Genomic DNA, 23,363 nt, shown 5'->3' on the forward strand with positions numbered 1-23,363 from the left:
CTATCCTCCTCGCCTTATCCTGACCGCCGCGCTTTCGCACGCTTCCTCATCGACGCGCTCGTCAATGCGGCGCTGCATCGCGGCCGTCGCGGCGCGCAACTGCTCGCGCGCGGCATCGAGCGCGGCGTCGGCCCTGCGCACCTGCATGCCGAGACGCTCGACAGCGTGCTGCTGGGCATCGGTTGCCTCGCAAGCGGTACGCAAGCCGGTGCGGGCGGCATCGAGCGCCTGGGCAAGCGGTGCGCGATAGTGGTCATGGTTCAGATACACGGAGGGCGACAGGCCGCGCGAGTCGCTCAGCAACTGGCCGATACGCTCCTCGTGCGCGAGGCGCTGCGCCTGCGCGTATTGCACGCTCGACTGTGCCTCTTCAACCTCGCCGTTCAGTACTTCGAGGCGGCGGCGCGCGTCCGCGAGCTCCCGCTCGAGACGCTCTTTGGTCCGCGCCTTGGCCGCGACGACGACTTTCCAGACCGCTTGAACCGCACGGCTCATCGTTATTCCCCAAAGCCCGCCAGCAGGTTGCAGGTCTCGTCGATGCCGGCGAGTTCATCGGTCCTCTGCCGCAAAAACGATTCGATATCGTCATGAAAGGCGATGGCTTCGTCGGCAAGCGGATCGCTGCCCTGCTTATACTCGCCGATCTGCAACAGCATTTCGATTTCATCGTATTTCGCCATCAACTGACGCATCCGGCCCGCGCTCGCGCAGTGTTCCGGCGAGGCGATCTGCGGCATCACGCGGCTCAGACTGTTGAGCACGTCGATCGCCGGATAGCGGTTGCGCGCCGCGATCTTGCGCGACAGCACGAGGTGGCCGTCAAGAATGCCGCGAACTTCCTCGCTGACCGGATCACCCCCCTCTTCGTCCTCCGCGAGCACCGTGTAGAGCGCGGTGATCGAACCCTCGCGCCCCATGCCTGCGCGCTCGAGGATGCGCGGCAATTCGGCGAACACCGACGGCGGAAAGCCGCGCCGCGTCGGCGGCTCGCCGGCCGACAGGCCGATCTCGCGCTGCGCGCGGGCAAAGCGCGTGAGCGAATCCATCATCAGCAACACGCGCAAGCCGCGATCGCGAAAGTATTCGGCGATCGCGGTGCCGACATACGCAGCTTTGGCCCGCTCGATCGACGAGCGGTCCGATGTCGCGCACACGACCACGCTGCGCGCCATCCCTTCTTCGCCGAGAATTAGTTCGATGAATTCGCGTACTTCGCGGCCGCGCTCGCCGATCAGCACGATGACATTGATATCGCACTCGGTGCCGCGAGCAAGCATGCCGAGCAAGGTGCTCTTGCCAACACCCGCCGCTGCGAAAATGCCCATGCGCTGCCCCTCGCCGAGCGCCATCAGGCCGTCGATCACACGCACGCCGGTCGGCATCTGCGTGTCGATCATGCGGCGCTCGAGCGGGTCGGGCGCCGACGCAAAAATCGGCGCGCGGCATTCGGCCTCAATCGGGCCGCCGCCGTCGGACGGCTCACCGAGCCCGTCCAGCACTCGCCCAAGCAGTTGCTCTCCCACCGCGACCGTCAGCGGCTCGCCACGGCCGGTCACACGCGTGCTGCGCGAGAGACCCGTCATGCTGCCGAACGGCGCGAGCAAGGCGTACTCCCGTGTGATGCCAACCACCTCGGCGCGCTGCATCAGCGTGCCGTCCGCATGCCGCAATTCGCATAGCTCGCCCATTTGCGCGTCGAGACCACCCACTTTGACGAGCGTGCCGACCGCCTCGAGCACCTTGCCGTAGCGTTCGAGCGAAGCGCTCGCCCCCAAGGTGGCCTCGAGGCGCTCGGCCAGATCAGCAATCGACGTCATCTCAGGCATCCTCATCGTCAGTACCGGCTGACTCATTGCCAGCTTCACCGCCCGGTTCTGCATCGGCGTCCCACCCGCCGGATTCGCGCTCGGCCCGATAGCCCGAGTGTGCCCCCGCCGTGACCACCGCGCCCCTTGCAAGCGCTCGCGCCAACGAAGCGAGTTGCACACCTAGATTGGCCTCGACTACCCCGCTATCCCATTCGCAGACGCAGGTGTCGAACGGCGCCTCGTCGTCGACGATGACCTCGACGTTCAGTGGCGGCACCGCCGCCCGCCCAAGCTCGCCGAACAGGCGCCGGGCCCGCTCCGCGTCGCCTGGAGAGACCGTCACGCTCAGATGCGTGGCGTCGTCGATCGCGCGGGTCACGGTGAGCGCGACGCGGCGCATCAGCGCATCGCGGTCGCTTTCCGCAATCACCTGCTCGACGGCTTTCATCACGATGCGCGACAGGCGTTCGGCCGATCCATGCAGTTGTTCCTGCTCGTCCCGCGCGGCAGCGAGATGCTGCGCATGCACGTCGGCCAGCGCACGCCGGTGACCCGCCGCATAGCCCAGCCGCGAACTGTTCTCGAACTTGCGCCGCGCGCCCGCGACGAACGCGTCGGCCTCGCGCCGGGCCTGTTCGAGCAGCGCTCGCGCGCGCTCGGTGGCGTCGGCCATGGTCGCCGCGACGAGTTCGTGCAACGCTTCGAGCGCATTGTTCAGTTCCGTGACGCGCATCACTTCTTCTGCGCGCACGACGTCGGTGTCGATCGCGACGACCTTGTGATCCGATTTCAACCAAATAGCCATTGAAGCTCCGGAAACATACGCCCCACGGCGGTAAAGAAACGATCCATTTCATCGCTAGACGCAGTCGCGTGGGCGCGCGCCCCATGCAGCGTCTCGGCGCCGTCGTCCGCGCCTCGCCGCAGCGGGTCGGCCGCGGGCGTCGACTCCTCGCGCATGCTTGCTAGACTCAATTCGATCAGGTTACGCAAGGTCGGGTTGCTGCAGGCGCCTTCGGCGGCCATCACGTGCCAGCCGCAGCGCGCAAGTGCATCAGGCGAGGTGTCCTCGGGCAGCACGGCCCCTGCGCCCGCTTGAGACGCTGGTGTATCCACCAGTGCCTCCAAAGCGGTGGCGCCAACGCCTTCCAGCAGGGCGTGACGCGTCTGACGTTCGACGCAGCGCCGCACCGCATCGCGGCACGCGAACAGCGCACGCGCCGCAAGCAGGCGCCGCATCAGCTCCGGCGCGACGAGCGCAATGCGGTTGCCAGGCTGGATAAACGCATCGAGCGGCACCGGCGCCGCAAACCAGATTCGACGGGCAGCCTGCGTTCTGAGCGCACGCGCATGGCCGCCGCTTTGCGTCGTGTCGGCCTCGGGGTCGCCCGCGGGCGGAAGTTCCAGCGACGCCTCACCGAGCATGGCAGACAGCTCGCGCACCCGGATGTCGTAGACCGTCAGCATGCGCACGAGAGGATGAGCGGTGCTCATGCTGCATCCATCGGTTCGGGCGCTATCAGACGCTTCTTCGACCAGCGCGCCGGCATCACGCGTGCAAAACGCTGCGGTGCAACGACGATGCCGGTCGCCACAGCCGCGATCAGGGCCGCCAGCACGATGCCGGCCACGATCAAACCGACCCAGAACTTCGCAGAATGACCGCTGCCGCTCTCGACAGGCGTAGCAGCGCCCGCGGGCTCCGCGGCCTGGACGAGCGTTACGCTGACGTTGTCATAGGAAAGTCCCTCTACGCTATGGACCACGAGATTCTTGACGCTCGGCACCAGCGCCTGAATGTCCGTGCCTTCGCCGTACTTGATGAACACCGCGGCCGACGACGGCTTCACGACGCTCGATAGCGGATCGTTGTTCGGCAGCACGATCTGGACATCGGCATAGGCGACGCCGTCGATGCGTGAAAGCATCGCCGAGAGCTGCTGCGAAACGCCGTAGATGAAGCGCACGCGCTCCTCGGTCGGCGTGGAGATGAGGCCGTCCTTCTTGAACATCTCGCCGAGCGAGGTGTACTTCTGATGCGGCAGCCCGTGAGCCCTGAGCACTTCCATGGAACGCGCAAAGTCGTCCTCGTCGACCGACACCTCCCATGTCTTGCCGCTGTCCGGCGTCGATTTGCTGGCATCGACACCGGCTTCGAGCAGCACCCGCATCAGGTCGTTCGCGTCGGCCTCGGGAAGTTGCGCAAACAACTGCTTGCTGCAACCCGCCAGCAGCGCCGCGCTCACGACGGCCAAGGCCAACGCGCGCAGCAGATTCGAAAAGCGGCTCATTGCAGCTCCTGTCGCCGATGTTACTGGTTCTTCATCAAGGTCTGGACCGTACCCTTGCCGCCCTGCGCCACCGCCGTACCCACGTAGATCTTCACCATCTGCGAAGTGATCTCGTGCTGGATCTGCAGCGACTGCGCCGCCACTTGCTGCATCGAGAGCGTGCCGCTCGACGCTTCAAACGCATCGATCTTCGTGGTCAGTGTGTTGAACGCCTCGTCCTGCGCCGAGACCGCTTGCGAGACAGCCGACGGGCCCTGCACGTGCGCGCCCTGCTCGGGCACGAGCCGCGCGTCGGCCAGCGCTTGCGAGAAACGTTCACCGAGGCCGTTGGGCGCCTGGGTCGCGCTCGATGCCGGCCCAGCGGCACCGGCTGGGTCCACCGCTGCAAGCGAGCGCAGCGGCTCCACAGGAGGGATTGCAGAAGTCATGACCGGCTCCTTACGCGCGCAGATAGCTGAACGACATGGCCTGGCGCAGCAGATCGGCCGTGCCGGCCGACAGGTTCGACGCTTGCGTGTCCTCCGCCTCGTCTTTCTTGCGCTTACCCGTCAGCAGGTTCATCAGCCCGACCGACTCGGCATCCTCATCGCGAGTCAGCACTTCGTTCGCGTAGACACGCCAGCCCGGATCGCCGAGCGCGGACAGACATACCGCGAGCAGCGCCGTCACGTACGGCCCGAACGGCACCTGCAGTTCGCGCCCCTCGAGCTGCCGCAGCAACTGCGCGGCATCGGTCATGCGATTGCGCCGGATCAGCAGCCACGCATCGTAGGCGTGCAATTCGACGAATTTGGGGCGCATCAGATGTAGCGCGGCCAGCAGCCGGTCCGCTTCGTCCAGATGCCCTGTCCTCGCCGCCCAGGTCAGCATCTCGACCAGACCTGACACAAGACGATTGCTGCATGTCGTGAGATTCATCGTTAAGCCTCGCGGTTCTCAGTTGTTTCACGAAAAGACGGCAAAGGCGCCGCCATACCGGCAGTGGTGATCTGCCGACGTGCCTAAGGTAGCCGTGCGGGTGGAGGCCAGCCGCGTGCGCCTGCGAATTCTCTCGCCTCCTGGCGAACCACCTGTATCCAGGCTCCCTGCCATTCGCTGCAGTTCGCAGCGGTTCGCTGCTGGACGCGCGGTTTCGCCCACTGGATGCGCGTGAAGCTCGAAACACGGCGAGACTCGGCACCGATCCCATCCCATGGAGCAACCCACATGGCCGACGAGAAGACCGAAGAGCCAACTGAGAAAAAGCTCAGGGACGCACGCAACGACGGTGAAACGGTCAAGAGCCCGGACCTCGTGTTTGCGCTGCTGCTGATCGCGGCCTCGCTCGGTTTTGCGGTGGCCGGTCCGGCGATGGGCGTGCATCTGCGGACGATAGTGCAGCTCGCGCTCGACGTGCGCTCGGCGGACCAACCGTCCTTCGATCTGCGCCACACGCTTACCGGCATGGCGACCCAGGCGGCCCTGCTCATGTTCCTGCCGGTGGCCGCCACACTCGTCACGGCAATCGCCGCGCTCGCCGCTCAAGTCGGTTTTCAGGTGTCGTTAAAGCCGCTAGAACCGAAGTTCAGCGCGATCAATCCCGGTGCGGGACTCAAGCGCATGTTCTCGATGCGCTCGTTTGTCGACCTCGCGAAGATGCTCGTGAAGACCGCGATCATCAGCGCCGCGCTATGGAAGACCTTGCTCGCGCTCGCGCCGCTGATCGTGGGGGTCGCCTATGAGCCAGTGCCCGATCTGATCCAGATTTCGTGGTCGGCGCTGTGCCGCCTGTTCGCGGTCGGCGGCGTGCTCTATCTGGTGCTCGGCGTGGCCGACTACGCCGTGCAGCAGTGGCTCTTCATTCGCGACCACCGCATGAGCAAGGACGACGTCAAGCGCGAACACAAGGATTCCGAGGGCGACCCGCACCTGAAGGGCAAGCGCAAGCAGGTCGCTCGCGAGATCGTCGAGAGCAATCCGGAGAAGAAAGTCGCCGGAGCCCAGGCTGTGATCGTCAACCCGACTCACTATGCGGTCGCGGTGCGCTATATGCCCGACGAATTCGATTTGCCGCGTGTGGTCGCCAAGGGCGTGGACGCCGACGCGCTCGAAATCCGCCGCATGGCGATGCGTCATGGCGTGCCGATCGTGCGCAATCCGCCTCTCGCACGGGCGCTCTACCTCGTGCCGCTCGACAACGCCATTCCGGAGGCGTGCTTCAAGGCAGTCGCCGCCGTGCTCGCGTGGGTCGAGGATCTCGCCGCGCAAGAAGCGCAAAGCGAGCCAGCCGGCCAGCGCGCCGGCACATCCGCAATACCCGACCGAGGCATCCCGTCATGATAAAAAGTGCCCCCGTTTCCCAGTACAGCGGCGAAGTCGCGATTGCCGGCGTGATCGTCGCCGTCGTCGCGCTGATGATCCTGCCGCTGCCGACCTTCCTGATCGATACGCTGCTCGGCATCAACATCACGGCGAGCGTCGTGCTGCTGAGCGTCACGATGTATATCCCGAAGGCGACCTCGTTATCGGCGTTCCCGTCGCTACTGCTGTTCACGACGCTGTTCAGGCTCTCGCTTAACATCGCCTCGACCAAGTCGATTCTGCTCAACGCCGACGCCGGCCACATCATCGAGAGCTTCGGCGAACTGGTGGTGGGCGGCAATCTGGTCGTCGGTCTGGTGGTGTTTCTGATCATCACGACCGTGCAGTTCATCGTAATCGCGAAGGGCTCCGAACGGGTGGCGGAAGTCGGCGCGCGCTTCACGCTCGACGGCATGCCGGGTAAACAGATGAGCATCGACGCCGATGTGCGCGCCGGCAATCTGACCGCCGAACAGGCGCAGCGCCGCCGTGCGCTGCTGGCGATCGAAAGCCAGTTGCATGGTGGCATGGACGGCGCCATGAAGTTCGTCAAGGGCGACGCGATCGCGGGCCTCGTCATCACGATGGTCAATATTCTCGCCGGCATCGTGATCGGCGTGAGCTATCACGGCATGTCGGCAGGCGAAGCCGCCAACCGCTTCTCCGTGCTGTCGATCGGCGACGCCATGGTGTCGCAGATTCCCTCATTGCTGATTTCGGTGGCCGCCGGCATTCTGATTACGCGGGTAGCCGACGAAGAGAAAGCGCCACGCTCGCTCGGCACCGAAATTCTCGAACAGCTATCAGGCAACTCGCGCGCGTTGTTCAGCGCGGCGGCGCTGATGTGCGGCTTCGCACTCGTGCCGGGTTTTCCGGCTGTGCTGTTCGTCGTGCTTGCGGCCGCCTTGTTCGCCGGCGGCTATTCGCTGCGGCGCAAACAGCGCAAGGCGGAGCAGCCGGCCGGCCCTGAACTGCCGGCGCTGATGCGCGAAGGATCGAAGGAAAGCACACCGACCATTGCCGCGAAGGCGCCCGCATTCGCTGTGCCGCTGGCGATCCGCCTGGCGCCGACGCTGGCCGCGCTGATCGACTCGGCAGCACTCGACGCCGCCTTCGAACGCGGCCGCCGTGCCTTGACTGCGGATCTTGGCCTGCCGTTTCCACGCACGGCGGTGTGGGTCGCCGAAGAGTTGCCCGAACACAGTTATCAGTTGCTGGTGCAGGACGTCCCCTCAGCGCCGCTCGAACTGCTGCCCGGAATCGTCGTATTGCGCGAGGCGTCCGAAGCGCTGCTGCAACACGGCGAGAAGCGGCTCGACGTCGCTGGGCTCGATGTCAGCTACTGGATCGACGCCACCAAAGTACCGGCCGACGCCAAGGCCGCCAGCATCAGCCGCGAGGCGCTGATTGCCGGTCACGCAGTCGCGCGCCTTGGCGCGCAAGCACAACTCTTTGTCGGCCTGCAGGAAACCCAGTGGCTGCTCGAGCGCGCCGCGCTCGACTATCCCGGCCTGGTGGCCGAGGTGCAGAAAGCACTGCCCACCCAGCGGATTGCCGAAGTGCTGCGGCGCATGCTCGAAGAGCAGGTGCCGATCCGCAATATGCGCGCGATTCTCGAAAGCCTTGTGGTCTGGGGGCCGAAAGAGAAGGACCTGCTGATGGTGACCGAGTACGTGCGCGGCGATCTCGGGCGCTTCATTGCCCACCGGGCAACGGGCGGCACCGGCGAACTGCGTGCCATCGTGCTTGACCCCGAGGTCGAACAGACGATCCGCCAGGCCATCAAGCCCACGCCCGCCGGCAACTTCCTCGCGCTGGAGCCGAACCTGATCGACACCCTGCTCGCTAACCTCGAGGCAATCTGCGGGCCGAAACCGGCCACGCAACTGTCGATCGTCGCGGCCATGGATATCCGCCGCTACACGCGGCGCATGATCGAGCAGCGCTTTCCGTGGCTGCACGTCTATTCGTTCCAGGAACTCGGCTCCGACGCACACCTGACGCCGGCCGGGCGCCTCACCTTCTAGTTCTGCAGAGGATCGCCATGTCCGAACGCGCACGCAGCGCCCGGGAAATTCGCATCGTGCCCGGCACACCGAATCCAGCTTCGGGTGGGACCCGCGCGGCAGCCCCGTCCGCGGTCCAGATCTTCCGCTCGCTCGCGGCGCAGGCATCCGCGCTCACCGGCGTGACCGCTTTGGCGGCATCGCCCGACGAAGCGGGCACGCCGCGGGCCGAAGCCGCCGAGCCGCAAGGCGCCGGCGAGTTCAACCCACCGCCTGATACGGTGGCTGGCAAGACAGCGCCCCCAGTTCAGGAAGGCGGCGCGGAACACCAGGACGGACCCGCTCCTGCGACCTCCAGCAGGATTGCTGCCGCCACGGCACAGAAGAAGACCGTGGAAGAGAACCGCTCGGCCAGCGAAGAGACCGCCCTCGGCAAGCACATCGTCAGCGCGTGCGCCACCGCTGCCCACGGTGAGGTGCTCGCCCAGCAGCTGGCCGATCGTATCGCACGCTTCTGCTCGATGTCAGGAGCATCCGATGACGCCTCGTGGGAAGTCACGCTGCCGATGAACCCCGCGGTACTCGGCGACACGTTGTTGCATCTGCAACTTTCGCCGTCGCGCATAGCTATTCGTTTTGAAACCTCGAATCCACGCTCTGCACGACTAATCTATGACAACGCCGAGACATTGCGCGCCCGTCTTTCCGATGCGCTGCACCGCCGGATCGATGTCGACGTTGTCACCTGAAGAAGCCTTCGTCACCTGGAGATACCGAGTGGTCAACGACGTCACGCCGTCCGCTCTTGACGGCCGACTGCCACGCTATAGCCCGGCACTCGCTCAATTGTGCCGCGCTCTGGGCGACGCGCGCGCAGACCATCCGGGTGTCGGGTTCGACGTGAAACTCGCCGGTCTCGCGCCGGTCAGGTTCGAGCGAGCCATCACGTTGCAACTCGAATGCGCACACGGCCCGCTCACCGTGGTGGCCGATGCAGACGACTATCCCGCGCTGCAGACCATTGCGCTCGATACCGAACCCAAACGCGCCGCTGCACTCGCGAACCTGTGGCTCGCCGAGCTACTCGCGCGCTTTCGAACCGATGCAGCGGGCACGCCCGAGGTCAAGTCGATTGCGCTGTCGGTGCAGGCAGACGGCCCAGGCAGCGGCGCAAGCGGCTTGAGCGAGTTAAGCGGTCTGGCCGTGCGTTTCGCGCTTGATGGCCAGGACAGAACCTGCGTCGTCGTCGCATTGCCAGATGTACTCGCGGCCGACTACGAACGCGTCTGGATCCGCCGGCGGCCCGCCATTGCCCCCCTGACGGCTGGTTCGCTCGACGACATCGCGATACCCGGCGTCCTGCGTTTGCGCAGCCGTCTCTGCTCACCCACCCTGCTGGGGTCGCTGCGGCGCAACGACATCCTGCTCGGCTGGCAACCCGCTGCGCCATTCGGCGCAGGCCGCCCTCTTGACCATGCCACGTTGCGCTTCGGCGCTGCGCGCGGCCGCCAGTTATGCGCCAGCGTTCGCATCGATGCGCAAGCCGTAACCCTGGAGACACCTGTGAACTATGTGAACGACGCTCAATCCGACGACTTCAGTCCGCACGCCACCGCCTCGCCCGAACCGGACAGTGAGCCGCTCATCGACGTCGGCGCACTGGACCTGCCGGTGCACATCGAGGTGCTGACGGTCAACCTGAGCCTCGCGCAACTTAACTCGCTGCAAAGCGGCTACGTGCTTGAACTGCCGCTGCCGCTGATGGACGCCCCGGCACGCCTCGTTGCGTATGGGCAAACGCTCGCCATCGGCAAGCTGGTTGCCGTCGGCGACAATCTCGGCGTGCAAATTCACCGGATGGCGGCGAGCGATGAACGGCAATCTTGACGTCGCCTCGTTGCTGGTCGGACTGCTCGCGTTCGGCATGCTGCCGTTCGCCGCGATGGTCGTGACGTCCTATACCAAGATCGTGGTCGTGCTCGGACTGCTGCGCAACGCGCTCGGCGTGCAGCAGGTGCCGCCCACCACCGTGCTCAACGGCATTGCCATGATCGTCACCTGCTTCGTGATGGCGCCCGTCGGCATGGAAGCGGTCCATCGCGCCCAGCTTTCGAGCGAGGAGTCGCCTACAAGCCAGGTGATGCCGATTTTCGACGCCGCGCGCGAGCCGTTTCGCCAGTTTCTGCTCAAGCACACCGCCGAGCGTGAAAAGGCTTTCTTCATTCACTCGGCCCAGCAAATCTGGCCTGCCGACAAGGCCGCTGCGCTCAAGCCCGACGATCTGATCGTGCTTGCGCCCGCCTTCACGCTGACCGAGCTGACCTCGGCGTTCAGGATCGGCTTTCTGCTTTACCTCGCCTTTGTCGTCGTCGATCTGATCGTCGCCAACATCCTGATGGCGCTCGGCCTTTCGCAGGTAACCCCGACCAATGTCGCGATCCCCTTCAAGCTGCTGCTGTTCGTTTCGATGGACGGTTGGTCCACGCTGATTCACGGCCTTGTTTCGACTTACAGGTGACGTATGGACTACGACGCGATCACACAACTGACCACCAATGCACTGACGCTCTGCCTGCTCGTCTCGCTGCCCGCGGTGGGCGTCGCCGCCGCCGCGGGCCTCCTGATCGCCTTTCTGCAGGCGGTCACATCGCTGCAGGACTCCAGTATCTCGCACGGCGTAAAGTTTTTGATTGTCACCGTGGTCATTGTGGTCGCCGCGCCCTGGGGGGCGTCGGCCGTCATGCAGTTTGCCCAGTCCGTCATGCGCACGGTGTTCCCATGAGCCTCTCACGCGTCAATGGGAGTCATGTTCCGAGCGACAACGGGACGGCCTCGCAAAGTACCTCGGAGGCCGCGGCAACGCCCGGCCACCATCGCCATCACGAGCAGGTGAAGACCCACAAGAGCGGCAACCGCCCCCGCACGAAGCGAAGGCGCGGCGCCGATTCGCAGGACGGCGTCGACGAAAGCGGCGCCAGCGAAGAACTGCTGCAGATGCTCGAAGAGCACCTGCAACGCAACGCGGAACTGGTGATGCGCGCCGGTGAGCGGCGTGGCGGTGAGCAAGGCAACTCGGGCGGCGGACAGCAGGACGAGGACGAACGAGGCGCAGCGAGTAGCGCAGGTTTGTCACGCAGCGGCCGGCGGACGGCGAGCGGCAACGCCGCAGCCAGCGACGCCGACGAAGCGCATCGCCGTGCCGAACAGGAACTCTTCATCGCACGCCGCGCGCAAGCCGAAGAACGGCCGCCCGCGAGCTCGACCTATGCGGTGCTGGCGACAATGCGCGAGTTCCTCACCCTGCCGGGTGCGGCGGCACACACGCCGCCGAAGCTTGTGGATATCCGTTCACGCCTGATCGAAGCCATGGGCACGCCCGTGTCGCGCGCGCCGGCACGGCAGCATTCGATCAATCTGTTGTTGCCGTTGATGCTGTTGAACCTCGAACGCGTACGCACCGACGGTGAACGTGCGCTCGCACTCGCCCGACTCAATTCGCTGCTCGGCCGTCGCCGGGCAGGTGTTTGAACACCGCGCGCAATCCTGCGCCGCACGATGATGCAAGGAGTTCGCTCATGACCAAGGAAATTCGTTTGTTGACCGGCCGCCACGCCGGCGCTCGCATAAAGTTGAATCCAACGCAGACGCGCATCGGCAACGATCACGAAGCGGACCTTCAGATCAGCGACTGGACATTGCCCATGATGGAACTGAGCTACCACGACGACGGACGCATCTCGATTGCGGATCACGCGGCCAACGGCCCGGCTGTGATGCTCGACGATTTCGTCCCGCAACGTTTCGACGACATCGTACTGTGCGTCGGCGACGCACACGCCGCCTGGCCGTCGGACATCGTCTTGCTCGAGTCGGTGCTTGCACCCAAGGGTTCATTGGCGGACCCAACGACGTTGACGGAGGCCGCAGCAGTCGAGTCTTTGCCGCAACCGGTCAAGCTTGCACGCAAGCATCGCGGCGTGCGCAACGTGGGACTCGCCGGGGCGGCGCTGCTCGCGATCGGCTGCGCAGGTATCGCCTTGCCGGCGGTGCTGCATCCGCGGGTGGACGGCTCCATGCACGGCGCGACGCCGCAGCCGACGGTCGACACGCTCATGAGCGCGCTACACCGTCTGCAGCTCGACGACGTGCAGGTCAAGCGCGCCGACGGACGCTTCGAGATCGCCGGCGTGGTGCCGGACAGCGCCAGCGAGATCACGGCGCACAACACGCTTGAAGCGATCGTGCCGGGCAAGCTGGTCTGGCGGGTCGGCTGCGTCGATCAGATTACGCGGGACCTGCAGGAGTCGTTGCACGACACCGCGTTGCAGGTGCACTACCTGGGCAAGCGCACGTTCGCAGTGGTTGGCGTAGCGAAGAATGCCGGCGCGGCACGCGCGACGCTCGAGCAGTTGCAGGGCGACCTCGCGCCGATGCTCGCCAGCATCGCGCCGCGGTTCACTGCCGACGACCGCATGGGTGCGCCATCCGACGTCGAATCGCTGCTGACCGTAGGCAATTTGCAGTACGTGGAATCGAGCGACGGCACCAAGCATTTCGCCGCGACGCAGGCCACGCCGGAAGAACTCAACTGAACATTGAATCACGCACCGAACTGAGGAAGATCATGTACGACGCCATGACCCCCGAATTGATCGACATCATCGACAACGTGAAGACGCTCGCAGAACAAGCGCCCGCACAGCGCCGCAAGTTTGCCGACGCCGCGGCCGGACTCGAGCGCATCGCAACAGACATCGCAGCGCAAGCCGTCAAGCTTGGCGAGCCCATGCTGCGCCAGTCCGCAACCACGGTTGCGGACGGACTGAAAGCCGCCGCGCAGTTGTGCCGCGCGGCCATGGAATCGGAATCGTGACCCCTTCAATCACGAAGCCGTCTTCCCTGTACGCGAGTGCAGGAATGCAATGCCCGTGTCCATGAGGTCACGGTAATCTTGCCCCATCCCGGGGTCTGTTTTGACTTTAAATAAGGAGCATCATCATGGCAGGTGGACTCTCGAAAGGCATTTCCGCAGGCTCGACCGTAGCTGGCGCAGCCGATACCGCTTCGACCATTTCGCAAATGGAAGCCAGCACGGCAAGCTCGATTGCCGAGCAGGACGCAGCAACCCAGATGGAAAACGAGCTGAACAACGACGCGGCCAAGGATCAGCTGGCTGAAGCCGGTCCGAAGAACGCGAAGAGCCTGACGCAAGGCTAAGCGGTATTCGGGGTGCGTTTTCGCGCCGCGCGGAACGCACCCATTTTGTTTGTATCGGCTGTCTCAACCTGTATGGCTCTCGCAGCCACCTCCCAATGAGCCTCGAACGCCGCGACCAGTTGATCCGTGAGTTATGCGATCTGCGCGGTATCGGCGACGCGGAGCACGTGATCACGCATGGCGTTGTCTGCATCGACGATTTCGACATCGCGATCGACTACTTCGACGAGGATCCTGCTGCCATCTACGTCAACTTCCAGTTTGGTGTCATCTCGGGTGGCCGCACGCTGCGCGTGTTCCGGCTGCTGCTGGAAGCGAACCTGTCCGTCTATGCACAGGACCAGGCACAACTGGGCGTCGAAGCCGAGACGGGTGGCGTCGTACTGGTGGTGCGCGGCATGCTCGACGACGATGCCGACGGCCCATGGCTCGTCGAGATGATCGAGCACTACGTCGAGCATGGCCGTTATTGGCGCGAGAACATTCTGCTGTCGGACGATGAGATGTTCCGGCATCTTTCCGACGGTGCGTATATCTGGATTCGTGCGTAGCGCGACGCGTATCGGTGCGCTATGCAATGTCGGAAACGACAACGGCCACAAGCGGAGTACCGGTCGTGACCAGCAAGTTACCGGGCGCTTTGCTCAGGTTTGGGCGAGGCAATGTTGATACAGACGTTCGGGCGACCAACAACGAAAGCCGCTGGCGGATGAAGGCGGCTACCATGCTGAAGGACGAATTCTATCGTCGCACTGGCCAACCCTTCGTCGATTTCAATACTCAGGCAACGCATTCGGCGGCCGCGGCCACCGTGTTTGGCGCCGGCAATTGCGGCGAGCATGCAAGCACAACTAGCGTTTACCACAGCCGCCGCCTTGAAGATCAGGAGACCGTGCATTACGTCAGTGGCCAGGGCCTCGGCCACGCGTGGGCACAAGCACGCTTGCCGGGCGCTGCGGACAGCGGCGAAGGTGAACGTACCGTCGTGATGGACGCATGGGCCAATGGACCGGCCGTATTGGCTCCGGATGCCCGCTTTGCAAAGCAGCGTGGTAAAGCTCGCAGCGTGATGCATTTCGACTCGTCGAGCGGTCGCGACGCTCGTATCGCGACCAACGACCTCGTTCTCGAGACGCGCGCGCAGGGACCCGCAGAGATAGAACGCCGGATTCGCAGTGGCGCGACACTCGCAGCCCGCTTTACCGCGTTCGTCGATTCGAGGTTGCCATCGGGAATCGGCGACTGACAAGCTGACGATGGGTGACCCGCGATTGAGGCGGGCCGACCCAACGCCTGCCGCATCGCTCAGTACGGCGACACCCACGGATGCAAATGACTGATCCGGGCGCCCTCGCCGCGTACCCATTCGATCGCGTACTGGCTGGTGCCTGTGCGTGCTTCCTCGATACCTCGCGCACTCTTGCGCACGCCCTGTCCAATCACGCGACCATGATTGCAGAGCGCGTCGACGCGGTCGCCCGGATAGCCGCTCGCGATACGGTCAAGTTCGTGCGGGGTTCGGGCGAGCAGCGCCGATGCTGGCTTGTCTAGCTCGTGGCGCGCGATGTCGGCAATCACGCGCAACAGGCCCGCTCGCGAAAGGAACGTCCCCGTGCGCTGAACCCTGCCCGTGCGGGCGCGCATCTTCGCGGCATTCTGGCCGAGGTGCACATCGACCACGCGACCGAGCGCCGTGCGCGAAATGAGTTTACGCAGTTCGGGACTCCGCAGCGCTTGCGCCCAATGCTTCGTGAGCTCGCCTTCAAGATGGCCGGCTTCGTCGCCGCGCGTCGCGCGCTGACGGAGGTCCTCGTGTTTTGCTTCGCGCAAGGCGCCGATCTGCTGTTGCTGCGCGGCCAGATCCTGGGCGATTTCGTCGAGATCACTGGACGCCGTGATGTGACGTTCACTCAGATCCCGATAGGATTTGAACTCCTTTTCGTGCTGCTCGGTGTAGGACTGGATTTCGCCTCGCAGACGGCCGATGCGCACTTCGAGTTGATCGAGATCGGTACCGGCGCTCGCGGCCCGGGGCAAGCCGGCTGCCGCCGGCTGTTCGGCGCGCCGGGTAGCCGGCAACGCGGGCGCCTGGTTGAGTGCGGCGCGCTGCGCGTTGAGCTCGGCGACCCTGGCACTGTAGTACCCACCGAGCTGCGGCGCTATCTGCTGCCCCATCTTCTCGATATCGTCGACTTCCATGCTCTGCACGAAGTATCTTTCCATCGCATCGATCATCGAATGGAACGCTGCCTGGTGTTGCTTCAGATGCGTCACCATCGCTGCGGTCTGGCGAACGGCACGGCCCAGTTCCGTCGCGCTCAGCACCTGATCGCCCACTTGCGTGACCGTCGCGCCCTGGCGTTGCGCGGCGCACAGGTTGTCATGCGTTCGTTCGAACTCGGCGAGTATGCGTTTCGCAGTTACCTGAGCCGGTGCCTGGTCGAAGCGTCTTCGCACCGCATTCATCTGATCAAGCGATTTGCCACTGCGACGTCCAACGGTCGCGACGCGCAAGCTGGCCGCGAGGTCGATCGCGAGCATACGCTCCACAGCCGTGCCTACGCCCTCGTTCGCCATGCTCGACACAGCGTGCATGAAGGCCCGGCACGCCCGCTGCGGCTCCGTACCGGAAGCGCCGATGTGCTCGAACGCCGCCTTCAACGCCATATCGAACTGTCGATCGGGATCTCCGTGCCGGCGCGCAGCACGACGCGAAACCTCCGGCAGATTGCGCAACCATGCTGTGACTTTCTCCTGCAGTTCCGGGCTGACGAAATCGATCGTCTCGAGCGCCCCAACCTCGGCAAGCGCTCGCAAGCCGTCTCGTTCGGCAACCGCGCTCGCTTCATCCGCGGCGGCGCTGCGGCTCGCGGCGAGCAGATCGATCTGCCGCGACAGCGCCGCAATGCTGCGGCTGTCGGTGGAGCGCCCTTCTTCACGGGGCGCCGCAGCCGGCGAGGGACGCGGCGCAGTCTGCGGATCGGACTGCAGTGCAGCGCCGTGCTCGCGCTCCAGCTGTTCGAGCCGCCGCGTCTTGCCTTCTAGCGAGGCAATCAGTTGCTCGACCACTTCGCGTGCCTGTTCGCACTGTCCGCTGAGTTCCGCGACATGGCGCGCCGCGCTTTCGTGTTTCGTCCGCAGGCGCCGCACGGTGTGCTGCAACTCGGCTTCGGACATTTTCGGCGCGTCGTCGGCCGCGGGCTGGCGCGGCGCTTTCAAGGTTGCGAGTTGCGCTTCCAGCGCCTGAAACTCTTCGGCAAGCGCGAGCACCGCCTGGGTGTCCCGCAGCCTCGCGCTGAACGACGCCGTAGCGTCGACGTCGTACTCCGGCCGCGATGCTTGCGGCGCCGCGCCGGTACGAGCGGAACTCGCTCCTGCATGCGTGGCCGTTCGTGCCAGCGGCGCCAGTCCGCCCAGTGCGGCCGACCCTGCGCCTCGAGTGCGGCGTGCCGGTTCAGCGGGAGGCTGCTGCGGCGCTTGCGGCGCGTCGTGAGCGGCGATCCCCTCACGGGGTTCAAGGGTTCGAACTGGCTGGACCATAGGGTATCCTCGCTTCGGCTACGGCATCTCGCAATGCCAGTTCCGAGCCTTCAAAATCAGGAAAAGGTGGCAAAGCGCTTGCCTCTCGCCTGTCATCGGAGCGGGACTCAACCCCCGACGAGCTTCGTGAGCACTGAGCTCTTGTGTACGACGAGACGCTTCTTGAAGTCGGAGAGTCGCCTCAAGCGGTCGTGACGCGCCTTCGCCGCGGCCAGCTGTGCCGCGTGGTGTTCGGCGTGTTCGGCGTGTTCGGCGTGTTCGGCGTGTTCGGCGTGTTCGGCGTGTTCGGCGTGTTCGGCGTGTTCGGCATCATGCGACTTGCGATCGGCAGACTTCGGCTGCCCCGGCTTCTGCGAGGCCGCGCTGGCATGCTGGTGGCGGTCAGGCTTTGATGCCTCATCGCTCTGCGGCACTTCGCCATCTGGTTCTGCACGACCGGCGCCATGACGATTCGCCTTCGGCAGCCCCGCGCGCGGCGGCGCGACCCGCGCGGCTTTCGTGCCGTGCTCAGCGAGCTGGCCTTGCGTGGCCCGCTTCGCAAGGCCCTGCAATGACGCGCTTGCGGCGGCCCGGCGTCCCGCCGGCTGCCCTGCAGGCTGCCGCGCAGACGTCGGCGTCGGCGTCGGCGACGAGCTGGTGTCGACCGGTACGATGGCGCGATGGTTCTCGATCCTGTTCATGTCGACTCACCATATGACGAGAAGCGAACGGTCCTGAGACGCCGCCCTCGACCACCCCGTGTCGGCCTGACGAACCTTGCTGCAAGCCCCGCACGTCGACCTGAAGCGAACCTCCGAGACCGGCTGAGAACTGAACGCGCCAAGACAGCACGCGATCAAAAGCGGCAGTATCCGGCGCATGCGTCGGTGACCGAAACGTTTGGCGTTCATCGTTCCCTCCTGAGCGAACCGTGTGAAAAACCATGACGTCCCGATTCTCTGCGACATAAAGGCCGACCGCACCAAGCGCGCGCGAATCCGCGGAGACAACGGCGAAACAGCCCATGCTACCTGGCGCGTCGATCGAAGCCGGCGTGAACGCGACGTCGCTTCTGGTTAGCGCTGCCTGGACTGGAAGGCACAACGAACTTGGCGCCTTCGCAACCCGCCATTTCGAAATAGACGCTGCCGGGCGGGCACAGATCGGCGATCTGAAATGCGCCGCTGGGGTTGAAGACGATCACATGTGTAATCAACGTAATCTGGAGCGAGCCGTCGGCGTATTGGACCGTCGAATCGTCCGATAGCAGAGGCACGGTCCAGCCTGACAGATTGGCGCGCGCCATCGCTTCGACGATTGCCGCTCGGGCCTCTTGCGGATTGGACGGCGACGGACTGGTCCGGTTGAGTTCCCTGCGCAGCCGGCCGAGCCGTTGTTTCGTTTCGGGTTTGCGCCCGGACAGGGGCCGAGGTCGACAGCTCCGCGCTTGCGACACTTGCGCCGCTGTGAATCCGCTCAGACTGCCAACGGCCACAGGGGCTGAAAGTACCCGCCGTCGCCTCACATCCTCCGTTCGACTTTCGACCGGCACGACGCTCGCAGGAACCGCGCTACTGCCTGCCCGAATGATCTTCGACATAAGAATTTCGCCCTTTCCCAATTCCTGGCCGACATGTCCGGATTGCGGCAAACCCGAGCCGGATCGCCAGCCATCAAGCCTTCTGACGGCATCGCCTGCAATCGTCGGCGCGTGCCGCGCGAGCGGAGTCCGGCTGCCCGCAGAGCTTGATTGTCGCCGCCGCCGAATCTCCAGAACCCGCTTCACGGCGAATCGCCGGAGACAGGTGCGAAACATCCGTCATCTCCCAAGCGACGCCCGATATTTCGCCCTCGCCCTCACTCTTTCGTCGCAGCGCCGCGCCAGCCCTCGGCACGTCACTACTCTTCAATCTGCTCGACGCCCACGTTTTCCACACGCGGGCTGCGTCACCTATCGATATCGTTCTCACCCGCTTGACGGAGCCGACATGCCCTCTTCGCGAATCAGCAGGTCTCAAACGCCAGCGCCGCTGCCCTTTGCGGCTGGCGCCAGCAGCTCTTCATCCGCCCAGGGGTCGACGTCGGCAGGTGCCGGCGCCAGCCGCAAAGGGCACAAGAAGTCTGGCGTGCTTTCGTTCCTGGGCATGGGCCGCTCGAGCAGGAGGAAGAAGCAAACCGACAACGCGGAACCACCACCGCCGGTATCTGCCGCGCCTGGTCCGCGGTTGCGGCGCGTGCCTCACATCGATGAGCGGAAACCAGGATTCACGGAGCTAGGCATCGAGCCAACCGGGCAAGAAGGGTCCAGCCAGCCTGAATTGCGACGCGCGTCAAGCGCGCCGCAGTTGCCCGAGCGCAGGAGTGGCTCGCTTGGCGCCCACATTGGGCGGCCTGAGCAGTCATCGAATGTCGTTGCCCTGCCTCGCTTCGATTCCAGTCCGGACCAGTCACCGGTACACGAAACCGGTCACGTGGAACACGAGATCTTCGAGGAACCGCCAAGCGACTCGGATCATGACACGCACAGTGACACTGCCTCGATACACTCCGGCGGCACGCCGCCGCAGAGTGAGTCCTCGCCCGTGCGCCACGAGACCGAACCTTTGCCGACTAGCCGGAACGACCCCGCTAACCTGGTGCGCGACGCACATGAAGAGCGGAACAAAAACCGCTATCACGCGAACACCGATATTACATACATCGGAATCCGAACCACTTCTAGACCGGGTAAGCCGATGACGCTGCGTCAGGGCGGTCCCTCCCCCACGCCGGTCGACCCCGCAACGCCGGCCGAACCCGGCACGGTCCAGCCGCCGCCCTCGGCACGTGCGGAAACGGGCTTGAGACAGGGGAAAAAGCTCAAGGCGCTGAAGGCGTTCGTCCAGGAGTTCGCTACGCTGGGGCTGCGGCGTTCGAAATCGGACAGTCCGGCCCAGAGGCAGAGCAGCGTCGAGACGATTGCCCCTACACTGCTCAATGAGGGAAATTTCAACGCGCGCGTTCAATCGCTGTTCACATCCACGGGCGAAACCGCCGACCACGTCGAACTGGCACAACGGCTTCGCACACAACGGCCCACCCCGGAGCCTGACGCGCCGCCCGACCCAAACCGAACCGAATTCAGTTTCACGCACCCCATGCTGATCGCCGAACGCCTCGCGCAAGTGAGCGGCGGCGACGCCGGGCGCGCCCTTGCCGCCTTCGACGCACTTCGGCAAGGTCGCTTCCTGACCTTCGGCACGGTCGCCCCCGCTGACGGTTCCAACCCGGCGCCGCTCGAATCGCTCCTGACGTTGGAGCCCGGACGGCCGTCGCTCGCGACACCGCAGCTGGATGCGCTGAGAACCGCAGCGCGACTCGCCTCCTCGCCGGCGGGCTTCGAGGCGCTACTGCGCACGTTGCAGCCCGGCTTGCCCGAGAACCGGCAAGCGCATCTCAAACGCTTCCTCGAGGCGGCCGCCAAGGTCGAGGCCGAACGCGGCGCACCGGCCGATATCGCCGTACACGCAAGTGCCGCACGCGGTGCTCGCGACACCAACCAGACCACGCTCGCCCAGGACGTGCTGCTCATTGAAAGCCGCGCACTCGAGCACGTTGGCGACGATCCGCACGCGTCACTCGACGCCAGCGAGAAAGCCGCGATCTTTTCATGGAACAACGGCTTTCGCGACCGTGGCCCCGGCACCGAACTGGCCAAGGTGCAAGGCCGGCTCGCGAAGATGAATAAATACATCCAGCGGGCCAATCATCTGCAGGATTTGCGTAACGTCAGGTTCGATCGCAGCAACATGGTGCGATCGACCGCAAAGGTCATCGATGCGAAAGCGCGGATCGTCGCAATGCGCGCACAGCAGACGATCGGCCGCAAGAAAACGCCGCTCACGGGCCTGCGCAAGTTCGGCGCGAACAACAACCTCCTGAAGCACCCCGACGAAGACGTCCAGGCCCTCGACGACAACGCGAAAGCCGTCGTCAAGGCCCTGCGCGCCCACAACCAGCAGCGGTTCCCCGACCTCGAAACCTTCGCGCGAGAACTGCCGGATCCTCGTACGAGGAAACTACCGGAGCCTGTGCTGCGCGATGCGCTTCTCGAGCATTGGGAGTCGCTGTTCGAGGAACAACAGATGCGCCCGCTCGGCAACAAGCTCGACAACGCGGCCCTGAAGTCGATCGCCGGACGGATCGCAACGCGCTATGACGTCGACACCCCGCAGACCCGCGAGCTGATCGAAGGCCATCTGCAGCGATGGGCCGGCAGTACGCTCAAACGCAAGGGCTGGGGTTTCGAACGTACGGTCAGCCGCGAGCTGACGCTCGCCGACCTGCAGAAATGGGCCCGCGACACGCATATGCCCATGACTGAGCGCACGGCGTTGGGCAGGGAAATCGCCCGTGGATCGCCACCGCAGGAGGCGCGCGAACGCGTCGCTGACGGCGCCGCGCCCGCTTCGCCAGTCCATCACGAGGAAACCGAGTTCGCCGCGGCACTGCGCAAGGCGCTCACCGTCGTCGATTCGGCGGCGGTGCGGCCCGACGATCTCACGCCTGACGGCCTGCATCGCTTCACTCGCACGTACCTGCTAGACCATAGCTGGGGCAACCCGCTCACCGCATCGAATGGCGGCACCGTCGGGATCAATACGGCGTCCATTTCGGAGTCGATCCGGTACGTCACGGAAAAGTTCGCTCCGGTCAGCGTGGTGCCGATTCTCGACCTCAAGATCTCGCGCTCGGCCAATGCGGTGATGAGCATCGGCTCCACCACGCATGGTGGCGAAATTTTCATCGGCACGCAGCGGCAAAAAGCCGGCTCGATGGGAGTCGGATTGACAGCCAGCGGCGGACCGGGTGTGTTGGCGAAGGTGCTCGGGCAAGGGACCGCCAGCGCTGAAATCACGCCCCTCGCCATCGAAAGCGTGAAAACGCGCGGTGTGATGGTGCGCGCGCTGCGTCGACCGAAGTCCGACGGCTCAGGTTTCGATACCGACAGCGCGCGCACCGAACTGGTCGCCTTCAACGACCTCGTCTGGTCGGTGGCGAAGGGCGAGCATGGCGCGCTCAGCCCCGACAAAACATGGGAGCTGATCGCCAATCGCTTCTTCGAGAGCCAGACGCTGTCCATCGGCTGGCAGGATCAGGATGCGCAGACCGTGCACCACCCGGTCAGCGCGTCAGCAGGCGTGCGCGTCGGGCATCTGCTCGGCAAGATCGCTGGGGCATTTTCGAAGTCGGAGGCGGAGCGCGCCGCCCTCAGCGTGGGTTATGCAAACGATCTGACGACGCACGGCTCGAATCGGCGCAAAGAGGAAACCGGCAGGAACCGGATGGTCCGCGCGAACTATCTATGGCGCTTCCAGCAAAACATGACGCTCAGCGCCACACAGACGAACCCGACGATCCCGCTAAGCCATGCCGCTGGCCCCGTGACGGCGTCGCTCGCCAGCGGTCCGACCCAGGGCACACGGACCTTCGCACTCGACGACCGCGGCTTCAACGCGACGTTTCGCACCATCGTCAAATCCGGCAAACTCTCCGAGCCCTTCACACTACGCGAGTTCGAGGAACGCAACGCCAAGGATTTCGTGAAGTTCCTGAACGAACCTGCGCGTCATGCGCAATTCACCCAGGTCTTCAAGGCAGCCAACGGGCCGGACAACGGCGAGCAAGCGTTCGAGGACTTCAAGACGAAGGTGAAAAACTGGGCGGGGCCGGGGCAGCACTATGTGACACGCTACCGCATCCGCGCAGAGGACCGCAAAAAGCTCGACGAGCTGGCGGCGTTCGCCCACGCGATTCACGAACGCGATCCGCAAGATCCGATGTTGTCGAGAATCGAGAAGGACATGAAGACGCTTCTCGAAGACGAAGATTCCTGGATACCGAGCCAGACCTTCTCGCTCGAGGGGCAAACCGCTCGCGATACCCAGGGCATCAATCTCGGTGTGCAATTCAGTGCACAGGAGACGGTGGCGAGCGACCGGGAACTGTCGGCAGTGGTCGTGCCGCTGCCGATCGCGAACGAATGGACCCGTGAGCGCAGAGACAATCTCCCCAACGGTACGAGCATTCACCTTGGTTCGGGAGAACCCACGGCGGGGGCGTGACGATGAAACGCCAGCACCATCGTCCATTCGCCGCAAGGGAAGGATTTTCGCCACTGTATGCCGGTTAGATCGTGACAC

At 64.8% G+C, this 23,363-nt stretch carries 23 protein-coding genes; 13 read left to right on the top strand and 10 right to left on the bottom strand.

All coding sequences use genetic code 11. From position 1 onward, the window contains the following. From BLQ92_RS33020 to BLQ92_RS33050, 7 genes are read right to left on the bottom strand one after another with little or no spacing between them, the layout of a single operon-like run. Complete coding sequence (locus BLQ92_RS33020) at positions 1–495, bottom strand: hypothetical protein (RefSeq protein WP_090692743.1); 495 nt, start codon at positions 493–495, stop codon at positions 1–3. A 2-nt stretch (positions 496–497) separates the two neighbouring features. After that, positions 498–1,832, bottom strand: a complete 1,335-nt coding sequence (sctN, locus tag BLQ92_RS33025; protein WP_425194928.1) for a type III secretion system ATPase SctN — start codon at positions 1,830–1,832, stop codon at positions 498–500. After that, complete coding sequence (gene sctL / locus BLQ92_RS33030) at positions 1,819–2,613, bottom strand: type III secretion system stator protein SctL (protein ID WP_090692750.1); 795 nt, start codon at positions 2,611–2,613, stop codon at positions 1,819–1,821. Before sctL ends, sctN begins: the two co-directional genes overlap by 14 nt. Then, the gene (locus BLQ92_RS33035; RefSeq protein WP_090692754.1) at positions 2,598–3,302 is read right to left on the bottom strand and encodes a type III secretion protein HrpB4; all 705 of its coding nucleotides are present in this window, start codon (positions 3,300–3,302) and stop codon (positions 2,598–2,600) included. The genes sctL and BLQ92_RS33035 overlap by 16 nt, the downstream gene beginning before the upstream one ends. Then, the gene (gene sctJ, locus BLQ92_RS33040) at positions 3,299–4,099 is read right to left on the bottom strand and encodes a type III secretion system inner membrane ring lipoprotein SctJ (RefSeq protein WP_090692757.1); all 801 of its coding nucleotides are present in this window, start codon (positions 4,097–4,099) and stop codon (positions 3,299–3,301) included. The genes BLQ92_RS33035 and sctJ overlap by 4 nt, the downstream gene beginning before the upstream one ends. 20 nt (positions 4,100–4,119) lie before the next feature. After that, entirely contained in the window at positions 4,120–4,527 is a 408-nt protein-coding gene (locus BLQ92_RS33045) for a hypothetical protein (protein WP_090692759.1), read from the bottom strand. 10 nt (positions 4,528–4,537) lie between these two features. Continuing rightward, positions 4,538–5,017: an HrpB1 family type III secretion system apparatus protein gene (locus tag BLQ92_RS33050; protein WP_090692762.1), complete on the bottom strand. Its 480-nt coding sequence runs from the start codon at positions 5,015–5,017 to the stop codon at positions 4,538–4,540. Between the two features lie 288 nt (positions 5,018–5,305). Here BLQ92_RS33050 and sctU point away from each other — a divergent pair, with 288 nt between their 5' ends. The 12 genes from sctU to BLQ92_RS33110 all read left to right on the top strand — a co-directional run bounded on the left by sctU (position 5,306) and on the right by BLQ92_RS33110 (position 14,908). Continuing rightward, entirely contained in the window at positions 5,306–6,418 is a 1,113-nt protein-coding gene (gene sctU, locus BLQ92_RS33055; protein WP_090692766.1) for a type III secretion system export apparatus subunit SctU, read from the top strand. Beyond that, a complete protein-coding gene (sctV, locus tag BLQ92_RS33060) occupies positions 6,415–8,466 on the top strand; it encodes a type III secretion system export apparatus subunit SctV (RefSeq protein ID WP_090692770.1) in 2,052 nt (683 codons plus the stop codon). The genes sctU and sctV overlap by 4 nt, the downstream gene beginning before the upstream one ends. A 17-nt stretch (positions 8,467–8,483) precedes the next feature. Continuing rightward, entirely contained in the window at positions 8,484–9,194 is a 711-nt protein-coding gene (sctP, locus tag BLQ92_RS33065; protein WP_090692774.1) for a type III secretion system protein SctP, read from the top strand. Positions 9,195–9,222: 28 nt separating this feature from the next. Beyond that, positions 9,223–10,332, top strand: a complete 1,110-nt coding sequence (gene sctQ / locus BLQ92_RS33070) for a type III secretion system cytoplasmic ring protein SctQ (RefSeq protein WP_175772382.1) — start codon at positions 9,223–9,225, stop codon at positions 10,330–10,332. Beyond that, the gene (gene sctR / locus BLQ92_RS33075) at positions 10,316–10,963 is read left to right on the top strand and encodes a type III secretion system export apparatus subunit SctR (protein WP_090692782.1); all 648 of its coding nucleotides are present in this window, start codon (positions 10,316–10,318) and stop codon (positions 10,961–10,963) included. Before sctQ ends, sctR begins: the two co-directional genes overlap by 17 nt. A 3-nt stretch (positions 10,964–10,966) precedes the next feature. After that, complete coding sequence (sctS, locus tag BLQ92_RS33080; RefSeq protein ID WP_090692786.1) at positions 10,967–11,227, top strand: type III secretion system export apparatus subunit SctS; 261 nt, start codon at positions 10,967–10,969, stop codon at positions 11,225–11,227. Next, complete coding sequence (locus BLQ92_RS33085) at positions 11,224–11,973, top strand: hypothetical protein (protein ID WP_090692789.1); 750 nt, start codon at positions 11,224–11,226, stop codon at positions 11,971–11,973. The genes sctS and BLQ92_RS33085 overlap by 4 nt, the downstream gene beginning before the upstream one ends. A gap of 47 nt (positions 11,974–12,020) precedes the next feature. Continuing rightward, on the top strand, positions 12,021–13,037 hold the full coding sequence (hrpD5, locus tag BLQ92_RS33090; protein ID WP_090692794.1) for an HrpD5 family protein: 1,017 nt from the start codon (positions 12,021–12,023) through the stop codon (positions 13,035–13,037). Between the two features lie 32 nt (positions 13,038–13,069). Further along, positions 13,070–13,318, top strand: a complete 249-nt coding sequence (locus BLQ92_RS33095) for a hypothetical protein (RefSeq protein WP_090692798.1) — start codon at positions 13,070–13,072, stop codon at positions 13,316–13,318. A gap of 125 nt (positions 13,319–13,443) precedes the next feature. Then, positions 13,444–13,662: a hypothetical protein gene (locus BLQ92_RS33100; RefSeq protein ID WP_090692801.1), complete on the top strand. Its 219-nt coding sequence runs from the start codon at positions 13,444–13,446 to the stop codon at positions 13,660–13,662. A 95-nt stretch (positions 13,663–13,757) separates the two neighbouring features. Beyond that, the gene (locus BLQ92_RS33105) at positions 13,758–14,213 is read left to right on the top strand and encodes a type III secretion system chaperone family protein (RefSeq protein ID WP_090692805.1); all 456 of its coding nucleotides are present in this window, start codon (positions 13,758–13,760) and stop codon (positions 14,211–14,213) included. A 173-nt stretch (positions 14,214–14,386) separates the two neighbouring features. Beyond that, positions 14,387–14,908, top strand: coding sequence for a hypothetical protein (locus BLQ92_RS33110; RefSeq protein ID WP_143016721.1), 522 nt, complete (start codon positions 14,387–14,389; stop codon positions 14,906–14,908). Between the two features lie 59 nt (positions 14,909–14,967). On the opposite strand, the gene BLQ92_RS33115 is transcribed toward BLQ92_RS33110, so the two are convergent. The 3 genes from BLQ92_RS33115 to BLQ92_RS40295 form a co-directional block, all read right to left on the bottom strand. After that, entirely contained in the window at positions 14,968–17,202 is a 2,235-nt protein-coding gene (locus BLQ92_RS33115) for a coiled-coil domain-containing protein (RefSeq protein WP_090692812.1), read from the bottom strand. 107 nt (positions 17,203–17,309) lie between these two features. Beyond that, entirely contained in the window at positions 17,310–17,882 is a 573-nt protein-coding gene (locus BLQ92_RS40290; RefSeq protein ID WP_176860796.1) for a hypothetical protein, read from the bottom strand. A gap of 326 nt (positions 17,883–18,208) precedes the next feature. Continuing rightward, a complete protein-coding gene (locus tag BLQ92_RS40295) occupies positions 18,209–18,967 on the bottom strand; it encodes a hypothetical protein (protein WP_176860797.1) in 759 nt (252 codons plus the stop codon). 949 nt (positions 18,968–19,916) lie between these two features. Between BLQ92_RS40295 and BLQ92_RS33130 the strand changes: the two genes are divergently transcribed. Then, on the top strand, positions 19,917–23,285 hold the full coding sequence (locus BLQ92_RS33130; protein ID WP_090692818.1) for a hypothetical protein: 3,369 nt from the start codon (positions 19,917–19,919) through the stop codon (positions 23,283–23,285). Positions 23,286–23,363: the final 78 nt, after the last annotated feature.

The organism is Paraburkholderia phenazinium (assembly GCF_900100735.1).
Taxonomy (GTDB): domain Bacteria; phylum Pseudomonadota; class Gammaproteobacteria; order Burkholderiales; family Burkholderiaceae; genus Paraburkholderia; species Paraburkholderia phenazinia.

Excerpts from the sequence above, each read along its gene's own strand:
- BLQ92_RS33020 (WP_090692743.1), bottom strand. The coding sequence starts at position 495 with ATGAGCCGTGCGGTTCAAGCGGTCTGGAAAGTCGTCGTCGCGGCCAAG.
- sctN (WP_425194928.1), bottom strand. The coding sequence starts at position 1,832 with ATGAGGATGCCTGAGATGACGTCGATTGCTGATCTGGCCGAGCGCCTC.
- sctL (WP_090692750.1), bottom strand. The coding sequence starts at position 2,613 with ATGGCTATTTGGTTGAAATCGGATCACAAGGTCGTCGCGATCGACACC.
- BLQ92_RS33035 (WP_090692754.1), bottom strand. The coding sequence starts at position 3,302 with ATGAGCACCGCTCATCCTCTCGTGCGCATGCTGACGGTCTACGACATC.
- sctJ (WP_090692757.1), bottom strand. The coding sequence starts at position 4,099 with ATGAGCCGCTTTTCGAATCTGCTGCGCGCGTTGGCCTTGGCCGTCGTG.
- BLQ92_RS33045 (WP_090692759.1), bottom strand. The coding sequence starts at position 4,527 with ATGACTTCTGCAATCCCTCCTGTGGAGCCGCTGCGCTCGCTTGCAGCG.
- BLQ92_RS33050 (WP_090692762.1), bottom strand. The coding sequence starts at position 5,017 with ATGAATCTCACGACATGCAGCAATCGTCTTGTGTCAGGTCTGGTCGAG.
- sctU (WP_090692766.1), top strand. The coding sequence starts at position 5,306 with ATGGCCGACGAGAAGACCGAAGAGCCAACTGAGAAAAAGCTCAGGGAC.
- sctV (WP_090692770.1), top strand. The coding sequence starts at position 6,415 with ATGATAAAAAGTGCCCCCGTTTCCCAGTACAGCGGCGAAGTCGCGATT.
- sctP (WP_090692774.1), top strand. The coding sequence starts at position 8,484 with ATGTCCGAACGCGCACGCAGCGCCCGGGAAATTCGCATCGTGCCCGGC.
- sctR (WP_090692782.1), top strand. The coding sequence starts at position 10,316 with ATGAACGGCAATCTTGACGTCGCCTCGTTGCTGGTCGGACTGCTCGCG.
- sctS (WP_090692786.1), top strand. The coding sequence starts at position 10,967 with ATGGACTACGACGCGATCACACAACTGACCACCAATGCACTGACGCTC.
- BLQ92_RS33085 (WP_090692789.1), top strand. The coding sequence starts at position 11,224 with ATGAGCCTCTCACGCGTCAATGGGAGTCATGTTCCGAGCGACAACGGG.
- hrpD5 (WP_090692794.1), top strand. The coding sequence starts at position 12,021 with ATGACCAAGGAAATTCGTTTGTTGACCGGCCGCCACGCCGGCGCTCGC.
- BLQ92_RS33095 (WP_090692798.1), top strand. The coding sequence starts at position 13,070 with ATGTACGACGCCATGACCCCCGAATTGATCGACATCATCGACAACGTG.
- BLQ92_RS33100 (WP_090692801.1), top strand. The coding sequence starts at position 13,444 with ATGGCAGGTGGACTCTCGAAAGGCATTTCCGCAGGCTCGACCGTAGCT.
- BLQ92_RS33105 (WP_090692805.1), top strand. The coding sequence starts at position 13,758 with ATGAGCCTCGAACGCCGCGACCAGTTGATCCGTGAGTTATGCGATCTG.
- BLQ92_RS33110 (WP_143016721.1), top strand. The coding sequence starts at position 14,387 with ATGCTGAAGGACGAATTCTATCGTCGCACTGGCCAACCCTTCGTCGAT.
- BLQ92_RS33115 (WP_090692812.1), bottom strand. The coding sequence starts at position 17,202 with ATGGTCCAGCCAGTTCGAACCCTTGAACCCCGTGAGGGGATCGCCGCT.
- BLQ92_RS40290 (WP_176860796.1), bottom strand. The coding sequence starts at position 17,882 with ATGAACAGGATCGAGAACCATCGCGCCATCGTACCGGTCGACACCAGC.
- BLQ92_RS33130 (WP_090692818.1), top strand. The coding sequence starts at position 19,917 with ATGACGCTGCGTCAGGGCGGTCCCTCCCCCACGCCGGTCGACCCCGCA.